24 protein-coding genes are annotated in these 21,900 nt (G+C 57.2%); 6 read left to right on the top strand and 18 right to left on the bottom strand.

All coding sequences use genetic code 11. The annotated features are described in order from the left end of the window. Nucleotides 1-61 precede the first annotated feature (61 nt). Nucleotides 62-1,072, top strand: a complete 1,011-nt coding sequence (locus Q675_RS21410) for a LysR family transcriptional regulator (RefSeq protein WP_011785247.1) — start codon at nucleotides 62-64, stop codon at nucleotides 1,070-1,072. On the opposite strand, the gene Q675_RS38515 is transcribed toward Q675_RS21410, so the two are convergent. The 8 genes from Q675_RS38515 to Q675_RS38550 all read right to left on the bottom strand — a co-directional run bounded on the left by Q675_RS38515 (nucleotide 1,061) and on the right by Q675_RS38550 (nucleotide 8,014). After that, nucleotides 1,061-2,029, bottom strand: a complete 969-nt coding sequence (locus Q675_RS38515) for a GNAT family N-acetyltransferase (RefSeq protein WP_011785246.1) — start codon at nucleotides 2,027-2,029, stop codon at nucleotides 1,061-1,063. The two genes, Q675_RS21410 and Q675_RS38515, sit on opposite strands and share 12 nt — an antisense overlap. A 3-nt stretch (nucleotides 2,030-2,032) precedes the next feature. Beyond that, entirely contained in the window at nucleotides 2,033-3,184 is a 1,152-nt protein-coding gene (locus Q675_RS21400) for a cupin domain-containing protein (protein ID WP_011785245.1), read from the bottom strand. 14 nt (nucleotides 3,185-3,198) lie between these two features. After that, the gene (gene purB, locus Q675_RS21395; protein ID WP_011785244.1) at nucleotides 3,199-4,566 is read right to left on the bottom strand and encodes an adenylosuccinate lyase; all 1,368 of its coding nucleotides are present in this window, start codon (nucleotides 4,564-4,566) and stop codon (nucleotides 3,199-3,201) included. A 79-nt stretch (nucleotides 4,567-4,645) separates the two neighbouring features. After that, a complete protein-coding gene (hflD, locus tag Q675_RS21390) occupies nucleotides 4,646-5,266 on the bottom strand; it encodes a high frequency lysogenization protein HflD (protein ID WP_011785243.1) in 621 nt (206 codons plus the stop codon). Beyond that, the gene (mnmA, locus tag Q675_RS21385; protein ID WP_011785242.1) at nucleotides 5,263-6,441 is read right to left on the bottom strand and encodes a tRNA 2-thiouridine(34) synthase MnmA; all 1,179 of its coding nucleotides are present in this window, start codon (nucleotides 6,439-6,441) and stop codon (nucleotides 5,263-5,265) included. Before mnmA ends, hflD begins: the two co-directional genes overlap by 4 nt. 48 nt (nucleotides 6,442-6,489) lie before the next feature. After that, nucleotides 6,490-6,939: an NUDIX hydrolase gene (locus Q675_RS21380; protein WP_011785241.1), complete on the bottom strand. Its 450-nt coding sequence runs from the start codon at nucleotides 6,937-6,939 to the stop codon at nucleotides 6,490-6,492. After that, nucleotides 6,936-7,544, bottom strand: coding sequence for a pseudouridine synthase (locus Q675_RS21375; protein WP_022991057.1), 609 nt, complete (start codon nucleotides 7,542-7,544; stop codon nucleotides 6,936-6,938). Before Q675_RS21375 ends, Q675_RS21380 begins: the two co-directional genes overlap by 4 nt. Nucleotides 7,545-7,702: 158 nt before the next feature. Next, the gene (locus Q675_RS38550; protein WP_011785239.1) at nucleotides 7,703-8,014 is read right to left on the bottom strand and encodes a cold shock domain-containing protein; all 312 of its coding nucleotides are present in this window, start codon (nucleotides 8,012-8,014) and stop codon (nucleotides 7,703-7,705) included. 432 nt (nucleotides 8,015-8,446) lie between these two features. Between Q675_RS38550 and clpS the strand changes: the two genes are divergently transcribed. The 3 genes from clpS (at nucleotide 8,447) to Q675_RS21355 (ending at nucleotide 12,348) form a co-directional block, all read left to right on the top strand. Continuing rightward, on the top strand, nucleotides 8,447-8,806 hold the full coding sequence (gene clpS / locus Q675_RS21365; RefSeq protein ID WP_011785238.1) for an ATP-dependent Clp protease adapter ClpS: 360 nt from the start codon (nucleotides 8,447-8,449) through the stop codon (nucleotides 8,804-8,806). 18 nt (nucleotides 8,807-8,824) lie between these two features. Continuing rightward, a complete protein-coding gene (clpA, locus tag Q675_RS21360) occupies nucleotides 8,825-11,095 on the top strand; it encodes an ATP-dependent Clp protease ATP-binding subunit ClpA (protein ID WP_022991058.1) in 2,271 nt (756 codons plus the stop codon). A gap of 209 nt (nucleotides 11,096-11,304) precedes the next feature. Continuing rightward, nucleotides 11,305-12,348, top strand: a complete 1,044-nt coding sequence (locus tag Q675_RS21355) for a putative solute-binding protein (RefSeq protein WP_023010444.1) — start codon at nucleotides 11,305-11,307, stop codon at nucleotides 12,346-12,348. Between the two features lie 62 nt (nucleotides 12,349-12,410). On the opposite strand, the gene infA is transcribed toward Q675_RS21355, so the two are convergent. From infA to Q675_RS21310, 9 genes are all read right to left on the bottom strand, one after another. Continuing rightward, a complete protein-coding gene (gene infA, locus Q675_RS21350; RefSeq protein WP_014421226.1) occupies nucleotides 12,411-12,629 on the bottom strand; it encodes a translation initiation factor IF-1 in 219 nt (72 codons plus the stop codon). An 81-nt stretch (nucleotides 12,630-12,710) separates the two neighbouring features. Beyond that, complete coding sequence (locus tag Q675_RS21345; protein WP_014421227.1) at nucleotides 12,711-13,424, bottom strand: arginyltransferase; 714 nt, start codon at nucleotides 13,422-13,424, stop codon at nucleotides 12,711-12,713. Further along, nucleotides 13,421-14,137, bottom strand: a complete 717-nt coding sequence (gene aat / locus Q675_RS21340; protein WP_022991060.1) for a leucyl/phenylalanyl-tRNA--protein transferase — start codon at nucleotides 14,135-14,137, stop codon at nucleotides 13,421-13,423. The genes Q675_RS21345 and aat overlap by 4 nt, the downstream gene beginning before the upstream one ends. A gap of 15 nt (nucleotides 14,138-14,152) precedes the next feature. Beyond that, the gene (gene trxB, locus Q675_RS21335) at nucleotides 14,153-15,106 is read right to left on the bottom strand and encodes a thioredoxin-disulfide reductase (protein WP_022991061.1); all 954 of its coding nucleotides are present in this window, start codon (nucleotides 15,104-15,106) and stop codon (nucleotides 14,153-14,155) included. A gap of 174 nt (nucleotides 15,107-15,280) precedes the next feature. Then, a complete protein-coding gene (locus tag Q675_RS21330; RefSeq protein WP_022991062.1) occupies nucleotides 15,281-16,192 on the bottom strand; it encodes an AAA family ATPase in 912 nt (303 codons plus the stop codon). 7 nt (nucleotides 16,193-16,199) lie between these two features. Next, the gene (locus tag Q675_RS21325) at nucleotides 16,200-17,123 is read right to left on the bottom strand and encodes a carbon-nitrogen hydrolase (RefSeq protein ID WP_022991063.1); all 924 of its coding nucleotides are present in this window, start codon (nucleotides 17,121-17,123) and stop codon (nucleotides 16,200-16,202) included. Then, nucleotides 17,120-18,172, bottom strand: coding sequence for an agmatine/peptidylarginine deiminase (locus tag Q675_RS21320; RefSeq protein WP_081698825.1), 1,053 nt, complete (start codon nucleotides 18,170-18,172; stop codon nucleotides 17,120-17,122). Before Q675_RS21320 ends, Q675_RS21325 begins: the two co-directional genes overlap by 4 nt. A gap of 100 nt (nucleotides 18,173-18,272) precedes the next feature. Next, nucleotides 18,273-18,578, bottom strand: a complete 306-nt coding sequence (locus Q675_RS21315) for a hypothetical protein (RefSeq protein ID WP_022991065.1) — start codon at nucleotides 18,576-18,578, stop codon at nucleotides 18,273-18,275. A gap of 104 nt (nucleotides 18,579-18,682) precedes the next feature. Then, nucleotides 18,683-19,267 carry a PilZ domain-containing protein gene (locus tag Q675_RS21310; RefSeq protein ID WP_022991066.1) on the bottom strand — a complete coding sequence of 195 codons (585 nt, stop codon included), beginning with the start codon at nucleotides 19,265-19,267 and terminating at the stop codon, nucleotides 18,683-18,685. A gap of 154 nt (nucleotides 19,268-19,421) precedes the next feature. Between Q675_RS21310 and Q675_RS21305 the strand changes: the two genes are divergently transcribed. Then, nucleotides 19,422-20,666: a lipoprotein-releasing ABC transporter permease subunit gene (locus Q675_RS21305; RefSeq protein WP_023010442.1), complete on the top strand. Its 1,245-nt coding sequence runs from the start codon at nucleotides 19,422-19,424 to the stop codon at nucleotides 20,664-20,666. Next, nucleotides 20,659-21,357: an ABC transporter ATP-binding protein gene (locus Q675_RS21300; RefSeq protein WP_022991068.1), complete on the top strand. Its 699-nt coding sequence runs from the start codon at nucleotides 20,659-20,661 to the stop codon at nucleotides 21,355-21,357. Before Q675_RS21305 ends, Q675_RS21300 begins: the two co-directional genes overlap by 8 nt. Here Q675_RS21300 and Q675_RS21295 read toward each other — a convergent pair. Further along, nucleotides 21,345-21,890 (bottom strand): DUF2062 domain-containing protein, encoded by a 546-nt coding sequence (locus Q675_RS21295; protein WP_022991069.1) that lies wholly within the window; start codon nucleotides 21,888-21,890, stop codon nucleotides 21,345-21,347. The genes Q675_RS21300 and Q675_RS21295 overlap by 13 nt on opposite strands. Nucleotides 21,891-21,900: the final 10 nt, after the last annotated feature.

Genomic DNA, 21,900 nt, shown 5'->3' with positions numbered 1-21,900 from the left:
TTCCTGTATATTGCGGAAATGAATAATACACTCTGCTGCTGACGGTGAGGTCTGGCTGCCTATGGACATTTCCCGTGTTGATCTGAACCTGCTTGTGTACCTGGATGTGCTGTTGCGGGAGCGCAATGTAACCAAGGCGGCTAATCACCTTGGCATCACTCAGCCGGCCATGAGTAACGGTTTGCGGAGGCTGCGGGATCTGTTTGGCGATCCCCTGCTGGTGCGAACCAGTGAAGGCATGACGGCCACCGAGCGGGCCAGGGAATTGCAGCCACTGGTTCGCGGGATTCTATCGGATATCGAGCAGGCGGTGCAGGAAAAAACGCCATTTGCGGCCGGTGAGAGCCAGCGGGTGTTCCGGATCATGGCCAGTGATTACGCGGAATCCTGCCTGATGCCACGGGTGTTGCGCCGTATCCGACAGGAAGCACCGCATGTCACGCTGGATGTTCTGACGCCCAGTGATGTCAGTTTTCTGGATGTGGAGCAGGGTCGCCTGGACATGGCGATTAACCGTTTCGACAAGATTCCCCAGTCATTTCATCAGAAAACCCTCTGGACGGAATACTTTGCGTGCCTGATGAACGCCCGGAACCCGATCCTGAAAGAGCCGTTTACACTGGATACCTATCTGGACGCCAGTCATATCTGGGTCAGCAAGACCGGTTTTGGTGTCGGGGTGGGGGTGAATCCGAAGGATGTTCAACGCCTGGGCTGGGTGGACGAGGCACTGGGCAGAATGGGGCGCAAGCGCCAGATTTCCGTGTTTACGCGCCATTATCAGGTGGCGATGCTGCTGGCGGAACAACACGATCTGATCGCCACGCTGCCATCGAGAGCAGCCTGGCTGCAAAAAGATAATCCAAATCTGGTGGTTAAGGTGCCGCCTTTTGAGATTCCGCCCTTTGAACTCAAGATGGCCTGGAGCCCGCTGCTGCAGCACAACTCGGACCATCAGTGGCTGCGCAAACTGATTGTGGAAGTGGCGGAAGAAGTGGATGAGGAATTTGCGCCATTCGGGGCCAGTTTCGAGTCACCTCAGGCGGTTCAGGTGTCCCACTCAGAGCGGTAGTTCGCGTAACTCCAGAGAGGGGCGCGCGGCGTCCCACATTTTCTGGAACGCCTCTTCCATCAGCCGGACCCGCCGGCCGGCGGAAAAATCGGCAAAGCCCTCGGTCTTGTCAAAGCTGTGTCGGTACAACACGCCCTGGCGGTCGACCAGCAGGAAGGGCTGATCCTCCATGGGGTAGTCCTCGTTCACCAGCCGGAGCTCAATGCGGCTGGTGAGCCGGCGCATCAGTTCTACCAGTTGGTGTCGTCGTTGCACTAATGGCTTGTCGTCGTGAATCAACAAACGGACCTCGCTCAGTCGATGGCGACGGGCGAGGGCAGAGACCAATTCCCGCAGGCGATGCCTGTCGTAGAATTCATGGTCCAGAATCCGGTCGTAAAGCCATAGGCGCTGGCCAGCCTGGCCAACCAGGGAATCCATCAGGTTCATGAAGGATGAGGGCTGGTCAAACAGCCAGGATTCCTCATCGGCTCCCAGGATTAACGGGTTGCTGCGTCCTGCACCGGCCCGATGGGCGAGATCCGGTGCCAGACAGCGCATGTCGAGGTGCGGAATGCCGGCATCCTCATAGGGGGTAAGCGAACAGATGTGGAAGCCGCATCGTTGGTAAAAACCAGTGGCATGTTCCTGGGCTGAGAGCCGGAGTTCCTGGTAACGGCCGGCAGACTCGGCGATCAGGTGCCTGAGCAGGGCTTCTCCAACACCTTTGCCCCGGGCTTCCGGTAACACGGCCATGCGGCCGATGTAGCCGGTTTCTTCCAGGGCGGAAAACAGGCGGGCGGTGGCCACGGGTTGGTTGGACGCATCGACGGCAAGATAATGATCAGCAATCTCGTCGGTGTCATCCCACTCAAGCTCTGGCGGCACCTTCTGCTCATCGATAAACACCCGCTGGCGAATCTCGCGAACCGACCCGGGTGCCAGTTGCCAGCTGTATTTTCGAAATCTCAGATCCATGGCTTACTCGAAATAGATCGAGCCTTGGTTGTAGAGGTTAGTTAACAGCCCCAGCAAGGCTTCGTCGCCGGCAAATTCCGCCAGTGTCGCCATATCAATGCGGGAGCGGGCACAGAGCAGGGGGGCCAGCGGACGGGCATCGCCCTTGAGCAGAAACTGTTCGCCATCAACAAACAGGGCGGTCTCATCATTCAGCTCATGGTAAGCGAAGCGGGAGCCTTCGTTCCAGCGCAGCTGTTCGCCGGCCCGGATGGCTTCGGCCAGATCATCAGGCTCAGCCGGCTCGTCGGCAGGAACGACGATGTCCATGCTTTTGGGGGCGGTGGCGAACTGCCCGAACCAAAGGGCCAGATTGCGGCGATCCCCGAGTTGCTCCCGAATCACGGCGTCGAGACGGTCGACGACATCGGCGCCGATGGTTCCGGGGTTCTCCTGAACCTGAAGATCCGGGTCATCCAGATGTTCAGCCGCTTTTTCCTTCTGGCTCAGGTAGTCGGTAAAGCTGGTCAGTACGTCGTCGACGGTAGGTGCCCGAAAACCCACAGACAGGGTAATGCAGTCGTCTTCCGCCACCCCATGATGGCCAACGCCCGGTGGCAGGTACAGCATGTCACCCGGCGCCAGGGTCACGGTTTCTTCACCGTCCCAACTGCTCAGAATCCGTAAGGGTGTACCCTCTACCCGGGGCGATCTGTGGTCACAGTGTCCGCCGAAGGTCCAGCGTCGGTGGCCCTGGGCCTGCAGCAGAAACACGTCATACATATCGTAGTGGGGCCCAACGCTACCGCCTGTCGGTGCGTAGCTGGCCATGATGTCGTCCAGCCGCCAGTTGGGGATGAACCGGAAGTTGTCGAGCAGATCAGCGATTTCCGGTACCCAGTGGTCCAGGCCCTGGACCAGCAGGGTCCAGTCCTGCTCCGGCAGCTCGCTGAAACGATCGGGAGTGAACGGGCCATTGTGAAGCTGCCAGGGTTTTCCGGCATCGTTCTCGATGACGATGCGGGATTCAACGGCTTCCTCGCAGGCCAGTCCGGCCAGCTCATCCTGGCTGACCGGGCACTGAAAACCGGGAAACGCCTGGCGGATAACCAGTGGCTTTTTCTGCCAGTAGTCGCGCAGAAATTCATTGGCTGTCAGCCCGCCAAGCATATCCATGGTGTTGCTCCTGCCTAGATGTCTTTGGCCTGGTCGATCGCGTTACCGATGTAGTTGTCCGGGGTCAGGGCGCGCAGTTCGGCCTTCGCCTGTTCCGGGATCTCCAGGGTTTCCACGAAATTCTTGATGACTTCGGGTGTCATGGCCTTGCCGCGGGTCAAGTCCTTGAGCTTTTCGTAGGGTTTCTCGATGTTGTAACGGCGCATCACAGTCTGGATCGGCTCCGCCAGTACTTCCCAGGCGTTGTTCAGGTCTTCGTTCAGACGGGCCGGGTTGATTTCCAGCTTGCCCAGACCTTTGAGGGTCGCTTCGTAGGCAATCAGGCTGTGAGCAAAGCCAACGCCCAGATTGCGTAGTACGGTAGAGTCGGTCAGATCACGCTGCCAGCGCGAAATCGGCAGCTTGGCGGACAAATGGCTGAAGAGGGCATTGGCGATGCCCAGATTGCCTTCGGAATTCTCGAAGTCGATCGGGTTCACCTTGTGGGGCATGGTGGAGGATCCGATTTCACCGGCCACGGTCTTCTGCTTGAAGTAGCCCAGCGAGATATAGCCCCAGATATCCCTGTCCAGATCGATCAGAATGGTGTTGAAGCGGGCAATGGCATCGTAAAGTTCGGCGATGTAGTCGTGGGGTTCGATCTGGGTCGTGTACGGGTTCCAGTCGAGGCCCAGGCTCTCGATGAATTCTTCGGCGTTGGCAGCCCAGTCCACGTCCGGGTAGGCAGACAGGTGGGCGTTGTAGTTACCCACCGCACCGTTGATCTTGCCCATGATTTCCACTTCACGGATCTGCATCAGCTGGCGGCGCAGGCGATAGACCACGTTGGCCAGTTCCTTGCCGACCGTGGTCGGGGAGGCGGTCTGACCGTGGGTGCGGGATAGCATGGGCTGTTCAGCGTGCTCCCGGGCCAGCTCGGCCAGCTTTTCGACCAGGTTGTCCATGGCCGGCAGCAGGCCGTGATCCAGGCCTTCGCGCAGCATCAAGCCGTGGGACAGGTTGTTGATGTCCTCGGAGGTGCAGGCAAAGTGAACAAACTCGGTTACGGCGTGCAGCTCAGGCACGTCGGCAATTTTTTCTTTGATCAGGTACTCAACCGCTTTGACGTCGTGGTTGGTGGTCCGCTCGATTTCCTTGATGCGCTCAGCATCGGCCAGGCTGAACTCGCTGACCAGCTTGTCCAGGAAGGCATTGGCTTCGGCGGAGAACGCGGGCACTTCGGTAATCGCGGGGTGGGCAGCCAGTTTCTGCAACCAGCGGATTTCGACGGTTACCCGGTTCCGGATCAGGCCGTATTCACTGAAGATGCTGCGAAATACACTGACTTTACTGCCGTAGCGGCCATCGACCGGAGAAATAGCGGTCAGGGCGGTGAGTTCCATCGAAAACCTCTCAGTTCATCAAAGAAAAAGCGGGACAGGAAAATGAAGCTGCTAATGATACACCAGCCGGCTCGCTGAATCAGCGCAGCAACTCCCGGGCATGGCTGATGACCTTCTTGCGGGTGAAAATGAGTTGCCAGCGGTGGCCGCCACTTTGCCTCCACAGCACGGCAGATCGGATGCCGGCCAGCAACAGGGCCCGTACCTTGTCTGCATTTTCATTACGCTGGAGTATCTGCGGGTTGCCGGTTACCTGAATGCGCAAACGAAAGGTGCTGATGGTGTCGGCATAGATTGAGGCCAGATTGCCCAGAAGGTTGCTGTGACTGTAACCGAAATGGCTGGCCGTATGCCGGGCCTGCTCGATCCTGTTGCCGATAACGTCCAGCATGTCCGGGGAGCGTTTGAGTTTGGCTTCAAGCTGGATCAGGTTGAACATGTACCGCAGGATTTCTACGTCCTGGGGTTGGCCGTGCTGGGCCAGTACCGTCGAAAGCACCGTCAATCCTTCCCGTATGTCAGACAGTTCGCCGCCGTAGACATCCAGTGTGGAGGCCGGGTTGGTGGCAAACAATGAGCGAATACAGGTTTCCAGGCTGTCTTCATTGCAGTTGCCATTATGGGCAATCTGCTGCACCAGGGTCGCAGCCTGACACAGGCCGGCCAGCGCCAGGGTCTGGTCATGCAGGGAGCGGCTCATGTGTCAGATCCTTCACTTGCCTGGTGCTCAAGTCTTGCCGGTAAGGCTTCGTTATCGCGCCAGGTCTGTTCAATAACGCCGCCGCCCAGGCACACCTCACCCTGATAGAAAACCACGGACTGGCCGGGAGTTACGGCACGCTGGGCGTCGTCGAAGACGACCTTCACGCCACCGTCTATGACGGTAACCTCGCAATCCTGATCCGGTTGGCGATATCGGGTTTTCGCCTTGCAGCGGAACTTCTGTGCCGGAGGTTCGCCGGCCACCCAGTCAACAGGGCCCGAGACCAGTCCCCGCGAAAATAACAGCGGGTGATGCTTGCCCTGGACGGCAATCAATACATTCCGCTTGAGGTCTTTTTCTGCCACATACCAGGGCTCGTCGCCAAACTCCGCAAGACCGCCAATGCCAAGGCCCTGACGTTGCCCGATGGTGTGGTACATCAGGCCTTGATGTTTGCCAATCACCGTGCCGTCGGGCGTTTCAATGTTGCCGGGCTGAGCGGGCAGGTACTGTTTCAGAAAATCGGTAAACTTCCGTTCCCCGATAAAACAGATTCCTGTCGAATCTTTTTTATCGTGAGTAACGAACCCCTGCTCTTCAGCAATCCGGCGAACCTCCGGCTTTTCCAGTTCGCCCACCGGAAACAGGGTGCGGGCGATGCGCTCGCCGGAGACGGCATGGAGAAAGTAGCTCTGGTCTTTGTTGGGGTCCAGTCCCTTGAGCAACTGGGCCTTGCCGCTACCATCGTTGAGCGGGCGCTGGCGTGTGTAATGGCCGGTCGCGATATAGTCGGCGCCCAGAGTAACGGCGTAATCCAGAAACGCCCGGAATTTTACTTCCTTGTTGCAGAGGATGTCCGGGTTGGGGGTTCGGCCGGCACTGTATTCCGACAGAAAATGCTCGAATACCCGGTCCCAGTACTCCGCAGCGAAGCTGGCGGTGTGCAGTTTGATGCCGATGGCGTCGGCAACTGCCTGGGCATCTGCCAGATCGGTCATTGCAGTACAGTATTCGGTCCCGTCGTCCTCGTCCCAGTTTTTCATGAACAGGCCTTCCACCTGGTACCCCTGATCTTTCAGGAGCCAGGCAGCAACGGACGAATCCACGCCGCCGGACATGCCGACGATCACGCGGGTGTGCGCGGGGGATTGGGGCTCAGTATTCTGGGTCATTTCGTCTGGGAACCGGTCAAAAGCGCGAATTTTAACATCATCCGGTGATTACGTCTGTCCATCCACAACCACATCAAGAGGGAATTTGCGTCCGTTTCGGTAATCCTCGATGCACTGGAGCACCAGCGGGCTTCGAAGCTGGTCACCGAGTTCCCGGATTTCCTCCGGCGTCAGCCAGTGCGGGCCGATGATGCCGGTATCCAGCTTGTCGGTGGCGTGCCGGAGGGCTTTGGCGGCATAACAGAACCGGTAGTAGGTGACACCATTGGCGGGGGCCTTGTAGGTGTAGATGCCGAGGAAAAAAACCGGTTCTATCTCCCACCCGGTCTCTTCCAGGGTTTCCCGGCGTACGGCATCCAGAATGGCCTCGTTTTCCTCTATATGGCCTGCGGGCTGATTGAAAACCACCTTCCCGCCACTGACTTCCTCAACCAGAAGAAACCGGCCCTGATCGTCTTCAACAACCACCGCCACGGTGGCATGGGGTTTCCAGGTCATGATCGGTGACGCCTCCTTTTGGGCCTGGTTGATAGTTTCGGGGGAGTGTCGGGCAGATTGACCGTAACACTTCGGTATTCGCCGGGCTTCAGGTTATCCAGGGTCCAGTCCCCGATGCGGACCCGGATCAGTCTCAGGGTAGGGTAGCCTACCGCCGCCGTCATTCTGCGTACCTGCCGGTTTTTGCCTTCGGTAATCGTCAGCGCCAGCCAAGTGGTAGGCACATTCTGTCGAAATCTCACCGGCGGGTTGCGGGGCCACAGGTCGGGTGTTTCAAGTCGATCCGCTCTGGCCGGCCGCGTGATCCCGTCTTTCAACACTACGCCTTTGCGAAGTTTTTGCAGGGCCTCGTCTGTGAGCTCACCTTCGACCTGAACCCAATAAGTCTTGGGCATTTTGTTGGTGGGCGATGCGATACGATGCTGTAATGCGCCCTCGTCGGTGAGCAGTAAAAGCCCTTCGGAATCGTAATCGAGTCGACCGGCAGGATAAACGCCGGGTTGATCAATCCAGTCGGCTAGGGTAGCTCTGGGATGGCTGGCGCGCTCGTCGGTAAACTGACTCAATACGTGAAACGGTTTGTTGAAGAGAATCAGCTTCGCCATGGGTGAAGTCCTGTGCCGGAAATGCGCGAAAGCGCCAAGACTACTGCAATCACCGTTGATTAAAAAGCACGAAGCCAGCCCACCGACAGAACCGGTGGGAAAAGGAAAGAAATGGCAGGCTGCCGGCGTTGGCTGAGGGCTTCAGGCAACGCCTGGCATCAGCCGTTTACAGCACGGGGCGTGTAGCTCTCGTTGCTGTTGCTGGATTGAGCCGCCTGATCCGACGAATCCGATGCCGTTTTCGCCCCGGACTCTCTGGCCGGAACCTCGTCCGGAACAATGTTAATGGCGTGGACGCCCTTGTCACTGGGCTTCTTGTCGAACGTTACCGTCTGACCGGCCTTGAGGGTTTTGTAGCCATCCATCTGGACTGAGGAGAAATGGGCAAACAGGTCATCGCTGCAGCCATCTTCAATGATGAAGCCGTATCCCTTGGCATTATTGAACCATTTGACTTTGCCTCTTGGCATGATGAACTCCCCTGTTCCTTTGCTGTCACTTTGGGAGGCGCTGACTGTTCCTCTGTACTTGGTGCCCGTGTATGGCGGGCAAGTTCCAGAGGCTCGGCAGGTGCTCCCTTATTATTGGTCTTGTGTGTTGAATTCACAGCGCCCTGGTGGCGCCTGAACTGTTGCCAACAACGTGAAACCGGTATTGGCTGTGGTTTCCGGTTACACGATGAAGCATGAGTTTACATTCTTTAACAATGCACATTAACTGTCGGCCAAACCGGCGCCTGAGTCAAGTGCCGGATACTGCGGAACAGGTGGTTCTGGCAGGTCTGGAAGCGGTATCATGTTCGTATTGATAAACAACGCACGCTTGTGGGCAGTGTTGGCTTGAAAACACGCTGCCACGCATCCACATTTAAGTCAGGAACCGAATAACCGGTATATGGAACCATGCGGACAATTGAGAATTCTCTACTAGTATTCAATCAGGGGGAGGATGAACAACCCGGTCGCCATGAGGGGGTCAGTGTTGCGCCGGAGAAGCCTGCCCTGAAGCGCCCGGCGCGTTACCGGGTTGTGCTCCTGAATGATGATTACACACCCATGGATTTTGTGGTGGACGTACTGATGAAGTTCTTCGCCATGAACGAAGAAAAGGCGACGCAGGTGATGCTGCTCGTCCATACGCAGGGAAAAGCCGTATGTGGGGTATATACCCGAGACATCGCGGAAACAAAGGCAGCACAGGTGAACCAGTATTCCTCGGAATGCGAACATCCGCTCCTTTGCGAGATTGAACGTGCGGACTGACAGACGTTGGGGTGGCCCATGCTGAGTAAAGATCTGGAAATTACGCTGAATACGGCCTTCAAAAATGCGAGGGACAAGCGTCATGAATTCATGACCGTCGAGCATTTGTTGCTGGCCCTTCTCGACAATGAATCGGCAGTGGGTGTCCTGAAAGCCTGTGGTGCAGACCTGAAGCGCCTTGAGGAAGAGTTGGTAGAGTTTGTGGACTCCACCACCCCCCTGATCCCTAGCTCCGACAGTGAGCGCGAAACCCAACCCACTTTGGGGTTCCAGCGGGTACTGCAGAGAGCGGTATTCCATGTGCAGTCGTCTGGCAAGAAGGAGGTAACCGGAGCAAACGTACTGGTAGCCATCTTCAGTGAGCAGGAAAGCCAGGCGGTTTATGTGCTGAAAAAACAGAATATTGCTCGGATTGACGTGGTTAATTTCGTATCCCATGGTATCTCCCGGGTTCAGGGAGCAGAAGACCAGGAAGGCGCGGATCACGCTGCCCAGGACGAAGCAGCGGAAGAGGGCGGTCATTCCCGTCCGCTGGAGAGCTACGCCACTAACCTCAACGAACAGGCACGGCAGGGTCGTATTGATCCGCTGATTGGCCGTGAGCATGAGGTTGAGCGGGTGGTACAGATTCTGGTTCGCCGCCGCAAGAACAACCCCTTGCTGGTGGGCGAGGCCGGCGTTGGCAAGACAGCCATTGCCGAGGGTCTGGCCAAGAGGATTGTGGACGGGCAGGTGCCGGAGATTATTTCGGATGCCGTCGTCTACTCACTGGATATGGGCGCGTTACTGGCCGGTACCAAGTATCGTGGCGATTTTGAAAAACGCCTCAAGGGCCTTTTGAGTGACCTGAAGAAGCAGAATCATGCCATTCTGTTCATCGATGAGATCCACACCATCATCGGTGCCGGATCTGCGTCGGGCGGCGTGATGGATGCCTCCAACCTGCTTAAACCTATGCTCAGTTCAGGCGAACTCCGTTGCATTGGTTCGACCACGTTTCAGGAGTTCCGCGGTATTTTCGAGAAAGACAGCGCCCTGGCGCGTCGCTTCCAGAAAATTGATGTCAACGAGCCGAGCGTTGAGGACACTTACCAGATCCTCAAGGGTCTCAAGCCGAACTTCGAGAAACATCACGATCTCAAGTACACCGACAAGGCGTTGCGGGTAGCCGCAGAGCTGGCAGACCGGTACATCACCGACCGGCACCTGCCGGACAAGGCCATCGACGTGATCGACGAAGCCGGTGCACGGCAGCGGCTGCAGCCGGAAGACAAGCGCAAGAAGACCATTGACGTGACCGACATCGAAGACGTGGTCGCCAATATTGCGCGAATTCCGCCGAAGAATGTTTCCACCAGCGACAAGGATCTGCTGCGCAATCTTGAGCGCGATCTGAAAATGGTGGTGTTCGGTCAGGATCCGGCGATCGAATCCCTGTCAACCGCCATCAAGCTGGCTCGGGCAGGCCTGAAAGCGCCTGAGAAGCCGGAAGGTGCCTTCCTGTTTGCCGGGCCGACCGGTGTCGGTAAAACGGAAGTCACCAAGCAGCTGGCGAAGGTGCTGGGCATCGAGCTTGTTCGCTTCGATATGTCAGAGTACATGGAGCGTCATACCGTCTCACGCCTGATTGGTGCGCCTCCGGGCTATGTCGGCTATGACCAGGGCGGTCTGCTGACCGAAGCGGTCAACAAGCATCCGCACTGCGTGTTGCTGCTGGATGAGATCGAGAAGGCGCATCCTGAAGTCTTCAATCTGCTGCTGCAGGTGATGGACCACGGCACCCTGACGGATAACAATGGCCGTAAGGCGGATTTCCGCCACGTGATTCTGGTGATGACCACCAACGCGGGCGCTGAAAGCATGGCCCGCCGCTCGATCGGCTTCAATGAGCAGGATCACAGCACCGACGGCATGGAGGTGATCAGCAAAACCTTCACGCCGGAGTTCCGCAATCGACTGGATGGCATTATCCAGTTCGCCGATCTGCAGAAGGACACCATCACTCACGTGGTGGACAAGTTCCTTACCGAGCTTCAGGCGCAGCTGGACGAGAAGCATGTTGTGCTTCACGTTGATGATGCGGCCAAGCTCTGGCTGGCGGAGAAAGGTTATGACGTAACCATGGGTGCCCGACCGATGGCGCGGCTGATCCAGGACAAGATCAAGCGCCCGCTGGCGGAGCAGATCCTGTTCGGTCGGTTATCGGAGCACGGCGGTGATGTATTCATTCAGCTCAAGGACGATGAGCTGACCTTTGATTATGAGGACGAGCCGGCCGAGGCGGTCTGACCTCTCCGAGCCTCATGAAACCGCTGGTCGGGCTACCCGTCCAGCGGTTTTTTTTGTCTGATCATTCCTGGTCCTGAATGCCCGTTGGCCAGATTCTGCATAAAACGCTGGCGGAACCGTCAATTCATTGGTCGTGAACATCTGTCATTTTTATAGGTGTCCGCGGCCCGACTCGCGGTATGCAAACAACAATAAGGATGCAGCCGTTGATGACTAAGAATATCCCTTCAATTTTTGCGTTATTGGCATTTGTTTCTTTTGCTATGGCGAGTCCTGCAAAAGCGTCAACTGACTCCAAATCGTTCTGCGTGTTTGATGTTGCCGGGGCCAGCGGATTTGTCTACCAGTTGCTTCGGGAGTATCAGCGAAGTGCACTTCAGAACAGGGTGCTTCTGAACATGCGGCCCTATACCGATGAGGATGCGGCGGTCAGGGATTTTCGGGAAGGCCGATGTGATCTCGTTGCCCTAACAGATATGGGAGCCCGGAACTTTAACGATTTTACGGGCTCGATCAGCGCAATCGGTGCCATACCATACTACGAAGATCTTCGGGTTCTGTTGTACGGCCTGTCGCGACCAAGGCTCGAACCTTATTTAACGCAGAATGGCTATCAAATGCTTGGAGTGGCGCCAATGGGCGCTGCTTATCTATTCGTGAAAGACAGGGCGATTGATCATGTAGATGCACTCAAGGGCAAGCGCTTCAGTGTTTTCCAGGGACATCACGATGCCCGCCATATGGTGAGTTTCGTTGGTGCTGAGCCGGTTGAGGCCAAAATTTCCAATTTTGCCAATCTGTTCAATTCCGGCGCGGTGGACATCAGTTATGCACCCGCGGCGGCGTGGGAGGTGTTGGAGATGTTTCGCGGCGCAGGTGAAAACGGGGGAATAGTTCGTTATCCGGTTGGTCAGGTGACCGTGCAGCTCTTTGCCAGGGAAGGGACCTTTACCGACGGCTTTGTTCGTGATTCTCGAAAGACGATGGCCCGTTTGTATCCCGAAGCCATCCGGATCATCCGCCAGTTCGAAGAGCGTGTCCCCGAGGACAGGTGGATCCATATAGCTGCCAAAGATAAGCGGGATTATCAGGAAATGCTCAGGCAGGTCCGGCTGGATCTGTTGTCTTCATCGGACCCGGAATCCCGGTTAGCGGCTGCGGTGTATCACGAGGACATGATGACCATACTGAGAAAAATCCGCTGCTACACGAACCCTGGGGGTCGTGAGTGCTCGGATCAGAACCGGGAATAACGGATGGTATAAATCAAAAAAGCCCCGCATTTGCGGGGCTTTTCAGATGTCAGCCTGGCCGATTAACGGGCGCGGTATACGATGCGGCCCTTGCTGAGGTCGTAGGGAGTCAGCTCAACCTTGACCTTGTCACCAGTCAGAATGCGGATGTAATTCTTGCGCATTTTTCCGGAGATGTGTGCAGTCACAACGTGGCCGTTGGACAGCTCAACGCGGAACATGGTGTTGGGAAGGGTGTCGATAATAACGCCTTCCATTTCAATGACATCTGATTTCGCCATTCAGTAGAAACCTCGTTCGGAATACTTTTCGGTGATTTTAAATTGCGCAATTCTGCCTGAATTCTCCACGTTTGGCAAAACTCAGTCGGTCGACATCTCGCGCCAGTGGCCATCCCGCAAGGCCTCAATGGGCTTAAAGCGGGTTTTATAGTTCATTTTCCGACATTCTTTTATCCAGTACCCCAGATACAGATGCGGCAATTCCCGCCGTTTGGCTTCCTCAATCTGCCAGAGCACTGCGAAAGTGCCCAGGCTCCGGTGCTCCAGTTCCGGCGCGAAGACGGTGTAGATGGCCGAGAGGCCATCATCCAGCAGGTCGACGGCTGCCAGTCCCACCAGGTCACCATCAAGAGACATTTCGAGGAACCAGGAGTCGGTAGCCCCCTCCACGAGGAACGAGGTAAATTGTTCTCTTGAAGGTGGATACATGTCCCCGTCGCGATGACGCTCCTCTATATAGTGGGCATACAGCCGGTAATAGCGTTCACTGAATGCTGCTGGCACCAGCTTGCAGTCGAGGTCGGCATTTTTGCGAAGCACCCGGCGTTGATTCCGGTCTGGCTCGAATTGGCCAACCTGCAGGCGCACCGGAACACAGGCGTTGCAGCTTTCGCAGTGCGGACGGTAGTAATGTGAGCCGCTGCGACGGAAGCCCAGTGCGGTTAACTGGCTGTAGAGCTTTCTGTCGATGTGGGCGCGAGGGTCCACAAACATGGTGGTCGCTTCACGGTCTGGCAGGTAACTGCAATCGTGAGGAGGAGTGGCAAAGAAAACGAGCGTTCTGAGATTACTCATTTCACCTCCGGGCAGGGCCATTGCCAGCTGAAGTTCCAGTCTGGCTGGTCCGGTTTCCGATCGACACATGCCCTGAGTATAGATAAAAACTCCGCCCTCGGAATACTGCGCGCGCCCATTGTCAGCAAGTGGTCGCTCTCTACCTGGCAATCCATGAGCTGATAACCCCATTCGCCGAGCTGGTGGGCCAGATGCACCATCAGTACTTTGGAGGCGTTGGTTTCCAGTGAAAACATGGATTCGCCGAAGAAACAGCGGCCGATAGCCAGACCGTACATGCCGCCTGCGAGCTCATTGTTGCGATTCCAGACTTCAATGGAGTGGGCGATACCTCGTTTATGCAGCTCGGTATACGCTGCCATCATGTCGTCAGTAATCCAGGTGCCCTCAGCGCGGGTGTTTGCGCAGAGCCGAATGATGCGGCCAAAGCATTGATCGGTGGTGATATGGAATCGACGCTGGTTCAGCGTCCGGCGCAAGCTCCGGGAGATGTGGATGTCAGAGGGAAACAGCACGCAACGAGGGTTCGGTGACCACCAGAGAATGGGCTGGTCGTCACTGAACCAGGGGAAAATGCCATTCCGATAGGCCAGAATCAGGCGTTCCGGAGACAGGTCGCCACCCAGGGCAAGCAGGCCATCGGGATCCTCCAGCGCTTCTTCTGCGGGAGGAAACCAGAATTGATCAGGATCCAGCCAGGGTAGCGACGTCATTCTGCTCCTGAGCAGTTAGCCTTGTTGATCAAGAAACTTTTCGGCGTCGAGCGCAGCCATGCAACCAAACCCGGCGGACGTCACAGCCTGCCGATAGACGTGATCGGCTACGTCGCCAGCCGCGAACACGCCTGGAATGCTGGTCTGGGTGGCCATGCCGTCGAGGCCGGAGCGAATCCGGATGTAGCCGTTAGCCATATCCAGTTGCCCTTCAAACAGGCTGGTATTCGGCTTGTGGCCGATCGCGATAAATACGCCGGCCAGCTCCAGATCCTGGGTGCTGCCATCTTTGGTGTTCCGGATGCGCATGCCGGTAACACCGGTGCCATCGCCGAGCACTTCGTCCAGGGTGTGGTCCCAGATGATGTTGACGTTGCCGTTTTCTGCTTTCTCGAAGAGTTTGTCCTGAAGGATCTTCTCGGCCCGAAGCTTGTCACGGCGATGAACCAGGGTCACTTCATCAGCGATGTTCGAGAGATACAGCGCCTCTTCCACAGCAGTATTGCCGCCGCCGATAACCGCGACTTTCTGCTTGCGGTAGAAGAAGCCGTCACAGGTGGCGCAGGCCGACACGCCCTGACCCTTGAACTTCTCTTCGGATTCAAGCCCCAGATACATGGCAGAGGCGCCAGTGGCAATGATCAGAGCGTCACAGGTGTATTCGCCGTTGTCGCCTTTGAGCCGGAACGGGCGGTTGTTCAGATCAGCTTCGTTGATGGTGTCGTACACGATGCTGGTTTCAAAACGCTCGGCGTGCTTCTGCATGCGCTGCATGAGCTCGGGGCCCTGAACGCCGTCATTGTCGCCCGGCCAGTTGTCTACGTCAGTGGTGGTGGTCAGCTGGCCGCCCACTTCGATACCGGTGATCAGGGTCGGGTTCAGGTTGGCGCGCGCGGCATAGACTGCAGCGGTGTAGCCGGCCGGGCCGGAGCCAAGAATGATCAGTCGGGAATGTCGGGTTTCGCTCATCTGTGTCTCACTGAAATGAAGTATGCGTATTCGACGGCTCTCCTCTGTCCCTTCGGAGGGCAGAACGGGAGCCGCTCATCTGAAATCTGGCAAAAGGCTAACATGAAATGACCGGGCTGCCATTCGTTTACGCCAATGTGGCTTATAAAACGTTGCTATGTGGTCAGACCCGGATTATTCAAGCACCGATACGGTCGTTAACAGCTGGCGCACCCGCTCCCGGGCTTTACCGGATTCTCCCTGTTCCAGGCGATGTTCGGCTACGGCGGGGAAGACGGCCTGCACGTCGTCGGGCAGTACGTGATTACGACCTTCCATCAGTGCCCATGCTTTGGCGGCTCTCAGCAGGCCGAGGCCCGCCCTCGGGGACAAGCCGTAAAGCAATCCGGGCATGCGCCGGCTCTGCTCAAGAAGGCGTTGCAGGTAATCCAGCAAAGCCGGGCTGGCGGATACCTTTTCCACGGCCTGCTGCAAGGCCACCAGCTCATCGTGCGGGAGTATGGCCTGCAAACGATCGGTAAGGTGTTTGCGGTCTTCGCCCTCCAGCAGCTCCCGTTCCGCTTTCGGGTCGGGGTAGCCCAGCCGAAGTCGCATCAGAAACCGGTCAAGCTGGGATTCAGGCAGGGGAAAGGTGCCGCCTTGCTCTATGGGGTTCTGGGTTGCGATCACAAAGAACGGGGTAGGTAGTGGTCGGGTTTCCCCCTCAATGGATACCTGCCTTTCTTCCATGGCTTCCAGCAGGGCGCTTTGGGTGCGCGGTGACGCGCGGTTGATTTCGTCTGCCAGAACCACCTGGGCGAAGATGGGGCCGGGGTGAAACACGAGCCCGCCGGCCTGCTTGTCATACATGGAGTAGCCGAGGACGTCTGCAGGCAGCAGGTCATTGGTGAACTGGATTCGCTGATAGCTTAACCCCATGATTTTTGCCAGCGCATGGGAGAGGGTGGTCTTGCCCATGCCCGGAATATCTTCAATCAACAGGTGGCCGCGGGCAAGCAGGCCGCAGAGCGCCAGACGAACCTGATTCTCCTTGCCCAGCAGTACCTTGTTAAGGGCGCTGACGACCGTGTCCATTTTCTGTTTCATGCCGGTTTCAGTCCCTCACCCGTTTCAGAATGTCGCCGTAGGCATCGATGCGCCTGTCCCTGAGGTACGGCCAGATTCTCCGGATGGATTCGGTGCGCTGGCGGTTCAGGGTTACCGACAGGATACACTCGTCAGTCTCGTTGCCGCGGGCCAGAAACTCGCCCTGAGGGCCACAGATGAAACTGTTCCCCCAGAACCGGATGCCATCGCTTTGGCCGGAAGGATCTGGCTCGGTCCCAACGCGATTCGGGGCGATAACCGGAAGGTTGTTGGCTACCGCATGGCCACGCTGAACGGTCACCCAGGCGTCCAGTTGCCGGGCCTGTTCGTCTGGATCGTCGGTCACGTCCCAGCCAATGGCGGTCGGGTAGATCAGTATTTCCGCGCCGGCCAGTGCCATCAGTCGGGCCGCTTCCGGGTACCACTGGTCCCAGCACACAAGGACCCCCAGCTTACCAACGGAAGTCTGGATGGGGGTAAACCCGCTGCTGCCGTCATTGAAGGTGGCATCACCGGGAGTAAAGTAGAATTTCTCATAAAAGCCCGGGTCGTCCGGGATGTGCATTTTCCGGTACAGCCCGGCCAGGCTGCCATCGGTGTCGAACACCACAGATGTGTTGTGGTAAACGCCATTCATGCGCCTTTCAAAAATAGAACCCACAAGCACAACGCCTAATTCTTTTGCGAGACCAGACAGATAGTTGCTGGTGGGCCCGGGAATGGGCTCTGCAAGCTCAAAAATGGCGGTGTCTTCGGTCTGGCAGAAATACTGGGTGGCGTGCAGCTCCTGCAGGACAATCAACTGCGCGCCATCCACCGCAGCCTGCCGTATCAGGCGTTCGGATGTCGCGAGACTCTGGTTCTTGTCGGGACTGCAGGTTTGCTGAATGGCGGCGACCTTCAGGTTGGAGCTGGTGTTCGTGCTGGTCATACCGTTACCATCCCCGCAGGAATTTGCATGGTTACGCAGTGCAGACTGCCGTGCTGGTAAATGAGCGGGCGGCAGTCAATTGGAATAATCTCCCGGTCTGGGAAGATGCCCGCCATGATGCGGACGGCTTCTTCGTCCTGCGGCACATCGTAGACTGGCAGCAGAACTGCGCCGTTGATGATCAGGAAGTTGGCGTAGGTCGCTGGCAACCGTTCGCCGTCCTCATCGTAAATCGGGTCGGGCCAGGGCAGGGGCGTCAGGCGATAGGGGGTGCCGTCGGCCTGACGGAATTCCTGCAATTCTTCTTCCATCGCCGCCAGGGCGCTGTAGTGCTCGTCCGCAACATCCGGGCAGGTCACATAGCAGATATGATCAGGCGCGCAGAACCGTGCCAGGGTATCGATGTGGCTGTCGGTATCGTCGCCCGCCAGATATCCGTGGTTGAGCCAGAGAATACGATCGACCCCGAGGACTTCCTCCAGCAATTGCTCGATAGCCGTCCGATCCATGGATGGGTTTCTGGACGGAGTCAGCAGGCACTCGCTGGTAGTGAGCAAGGTGCCGGCGCCATCGGATTCTATAGAGCCGCCTTCCAGGACAAAATCCACTGGCTGCAGTGGGTGTTTGCCGAAAACGCCCGCGTTCGCCAGGTGCCGGTTGAGGGCATCGTCTTTTTCCCAGGGAAATTTGTCTCCCCAGGCATTGAACCGGAAGTCCAGCAGAGCGGGGCCGTCAGCGGTATCCACGGTGATGGGGCCGTGGTCCCTGGCCCAAGTGTCGTTGGCCGGGGCTGGCACAGTGATTACGCGACCTGGTAACCCGTTGCCTTCGGCATAAGCGTTCAGCTGCTGGCCAAGTTGCTGGAGACGTGCCACGAACTCGCAGCTGATCACCAGGTGTTCAAAACGGAGGACCGCTTTGGCAATGGCCTCGAACACGGGCTCCACGTCGGCCATGCGCTTTGCCCAGTCGGTTCCGGGATGAGGCCAGGTCAACATGACTGCGCTTTGGGAAGCCCACTCCGCAGGCAACGTACGTCTGGAAGTCACTGTATAAGTCACCTTGGTTTGCAAAAGCCGCCATTCTATCTGAGCAATGCAGCCCGTGCATTGTCATTCCTTGGCCGGTGTTTGATGAAGCGGGTGTTTATCAGTCTTTGTGTTGCTTTGCCACTGCATGTATTACGCGGTTACCTTCGAAATAGACGACAAAATCCTGATAATGCCACTGACTGATGGGGGGTTCTCCGACCGGGCCTTTGATGTTCTGGGGGGCGCCCCAGCGATTCCGGACGGAGTCGTCACTCATGCCGTTCGCGGGCAGGCTGATCTGGCTTCTGTCGGCCTGGCTGCCGACCGGTACCCTCAGTTCCTCAGCAAGGGCCAGTGGCGCTGAGCCGGCGAATACAGCCGTAGCCAAAACGGCGGCAGCCATCACATTGCGGTAGTTTGTCATAGAGGAGTCTCCAATAATGCATGATTACTGCGCACTGTCTGCGGCAGATGAATAAAACGTAATATCCCGAAAAGCTTAGCAAAAGTCAGCACTTTTTCAGTATCTTACTCTTTTTGGCGTTGCCGAATCTGCCAACGCATCACATGCCGGGCAATTTGCTGACGGTCGCTGTCATCCAGTTCAACAAACAGCGTGTGAACCCGTGTGCCGCCTTGGTTGTCGTGCTCGGTATCCAGTACTTCAGCAATGGCTCTTGGCTGGTATAGCTCTGGTGGTAGAGTCATCCGAATGGCCAGTCGGTCACCCGCGCCAAAGGTTGCTGTCGGCCAGCGGAATGAGAGCCCGCCCTCACTCAGGGTTACATCCTGCCAGTCCTCCGGTTGCAACGGATTTTGCTCAAAGGCGATAATGCGCGCCAGCGTATCGACCTTGCTGTTCAGGGATTTGACCAGCCCGGCCAGCAGGCGGTCGCGCTCAGCCAGGCTTGCCAGGTATGCACGTACGTCCTGGTCCAGCCTCCGGAACTCGGCTTTCAGGGCTTCCAGTGGAGAGTTATTGAACGGATCGTCGCCGGGATGGGCGTCGTCCAGGCGGCGTACCTCAAGCCCGATACGGTCGTCTATCCGGAAGAACTCCCGGCGCTCCCGCTGGCTGTCTCCGCTCGGTGGCGTTTTATTCTGGCTTGGCATCCTGTCTCCGGACGGGTTTTTATTGATTATAGAACAGTTTAGCAGTTTCCCGACGGCTGGTAAGAGGCCTGGCAAATCTCCGGGCCAGGTAATGATCGAAGCCAGCGGGGATTCAATAATCGACGGACCGCAAGGTAGCGACAGGCACCCCTACATGTTCAGACCCTTATCGTTTTATATTGGCCTGCGATATACCGCCGCCAAACGACGTAATCACTTCATCTCCTTTATCTCCCTGACCTCAATGATTGGCCTGATGCTGGGCGTTGCGGTATTGATCATCGTGCTCTCGGTCATGAACGGGTTCGATCGCGAACTCAAGCAGCGCATTCTTGGGATGGTGCCTCATGCCACGATTCAGGGGGCTTCCGGTCCCCTGGAGAACTGGCAGGAGATTGACCAGAAGGTTGAAGCCTACCCGCGAGTGCTGGCGGCGGCTCCCTTTATCCAGGGGCAGGGCATGGTAACCGGTGGTGGTAACGTCCGGGGCGTGATGCTCAACGGTGTCCTGCCGGAGCAGGAGGCCAGCGTTTCGATTATCGAGAACCATTTCATCGAAGGCAGCCTTGAGGAGCTTCGGTCCGGGGAATTCGGAATCATCATTGGCCGGTTGATGGCAAACAGCCTTCGACTGGGGGTAGGCGATAAACTCACGGTGGTATTGCCCGAAGCTTCGGTAACGCCGGCCGGCGTGTTGCCCAGACTCAAGCGCTTTACCGTCAAGGGCATTTTCAGCGTTGGTGCCGAGCTTGATGGGAACTACGCGCTGATTCATATGGATGATGCGGCGCGTTTGATGCGTACCGGTGGCCGCGCGGAGGGTATCCGGCTTTTAATGGATGACCTGTTTGCGGCGCCCAAAGTTGTCAATGAGGTTGCCCGGACCCTGGGAGGCCGCTATTACGTATCGGACTGGACCCGCACCCACGGCAACCTGTTTCAGGCAATCCGCATGGAAAAAACCATGATCGGGTTGCTGTTGATGTTCATTGTGGCCGTGGCGGCCTTCAATATTGTGTCAACGCTGGTCATGGTGGTGACCGACAAGACCGCTGATATCGCCATCCTGCGAACCATGGGCGCCACGCCCGGGCGCATTATGAGGATCTTTATCATCCAGGGTGCCGTGATTGGTGTGTTTGGCACGCTCACAGGTACTGCATTGGGGATTTTCGGCGCCCTGAACATCAGTGGCTTTATCTCGTGGCTTGAATCGGCACTGGGGCATCAGTTTCTCAGCGCTGATGTCTATTTCATCAGCTACCTGCCGTCGCAGCTCCAGTTGCAGGATGTACTGATTATCAGCGGTGCGGGCCTTGCCATGAGCCTGCTGGCAACTATCTATCCGGCCTGGCGTGCGTCGCGGGTCGAACCGGCGGAGGCATTGCGTTATGAGTGACGGGCAGACGACATCTCTGGTGATTGATTGTCAGAAGGTTACCCGCACCTACAGTGAAGGGCCGGAAACACTGACGATTTTCTCGGACATCTCACTTCAGGTTAAGGCCGGCGAGACGGTTGCCATTGTGGGCAGTAGCGGGGCAGGGAAAACCACCTTGCTGAACCTGCTGGGCGGTTTGGATCGCCCTTCCTCAGGCCATATACGGATCTGTGGCAAGGATATTCATCAGCTATCGGAAGCAGGCCGGGCGCGGTTCCGGAATCAGCACCTGGGGTTTGTGTATCAGTTCCATCATCTGCTGCCGGAATTTACCGCTCTTGAGAATGTCATGTTGCCCTGCGCGCTCGGCGGCATGCCACCCAGGCAGGCCCGCCCTAAGGCGGAGCAACTGCTGCAACGGGTGGGGCTGGGTGAGCGGCTCAGGCACAAACCCGGCGAGTTATCCGGTGGTGAGCGTCAGCGGGTAGCGATAGCCAGAGCGCTGGTTAACAGTCCGGAGTGTGTGTTGATGGATGAGCCTACTGGCAATCTGGATGAACACACAGGGGAGGGTATCCGTGCCCTGATCGGCGACCTGCGTGATAATTCCGGGACGTCATTCATCATGGTTACCCACGACATGACCATGGCCCGGAGCCTGGGAAGGGTGCTGCGACTGGAGCAGGGGCGATTGGTTCAGGAGGCCTGATTGCTCGCGGGCGTTCGCTTGTTGCGCTGGCGACGCCGTAATTGCCATTCAGTGCGGATCTTGCGGCGCCATAGATACTGGATGATCAGGTAAGCGACGCAGGCGGTAACCGTGGCCAGAACCAGAGAACCCAGGTACAACGGCACGCCGATATCGATCAACCTGTGGCTGATCCAGTCCCAGGAAAGCTCGAATTCGAACGCCAGAACGGGCCGATTGAGTATCCAGGCCCCCACCTTGTAATTAAAGTAGAACATCGGGGGCATGGTCAGCGGATTGCTGATCCAGACCAGAACCACGGATAAAGGCAGGTTGGCGTTAAACCAGATGGCGCAGAATGCGGCTGCCAGCATCTGGAAAGGCATCGGAATAAAACAGAACCAGACGCCCACCAGGAAGGCCCTGGCAACACAGTGCCGGTTGATGTGCCACAGGTTGGGTTCATGGAGGATATCGCCCAGAAAACGCAGCGATTGCATCGACTGCACCTTTTCAGGGGTGGGCAAATACCGTTTCATGAACTTCTTCGGCATAGGAAGTTCG

It is taken from the genome of Marinobacter sp. EN3, from assembly GCF_000475315.1.
GTDB classification, from domain to species: domain Bacteria; phylum Pseudomonadota; class Gammaproteobacteria; order Pseudomonadales; family Oleiphilaceae; genus Marinobacter; species Marinobacter nauticus.
This window is presented reverse-complemented; position numbering and strand designations above follow the sequence as displayed.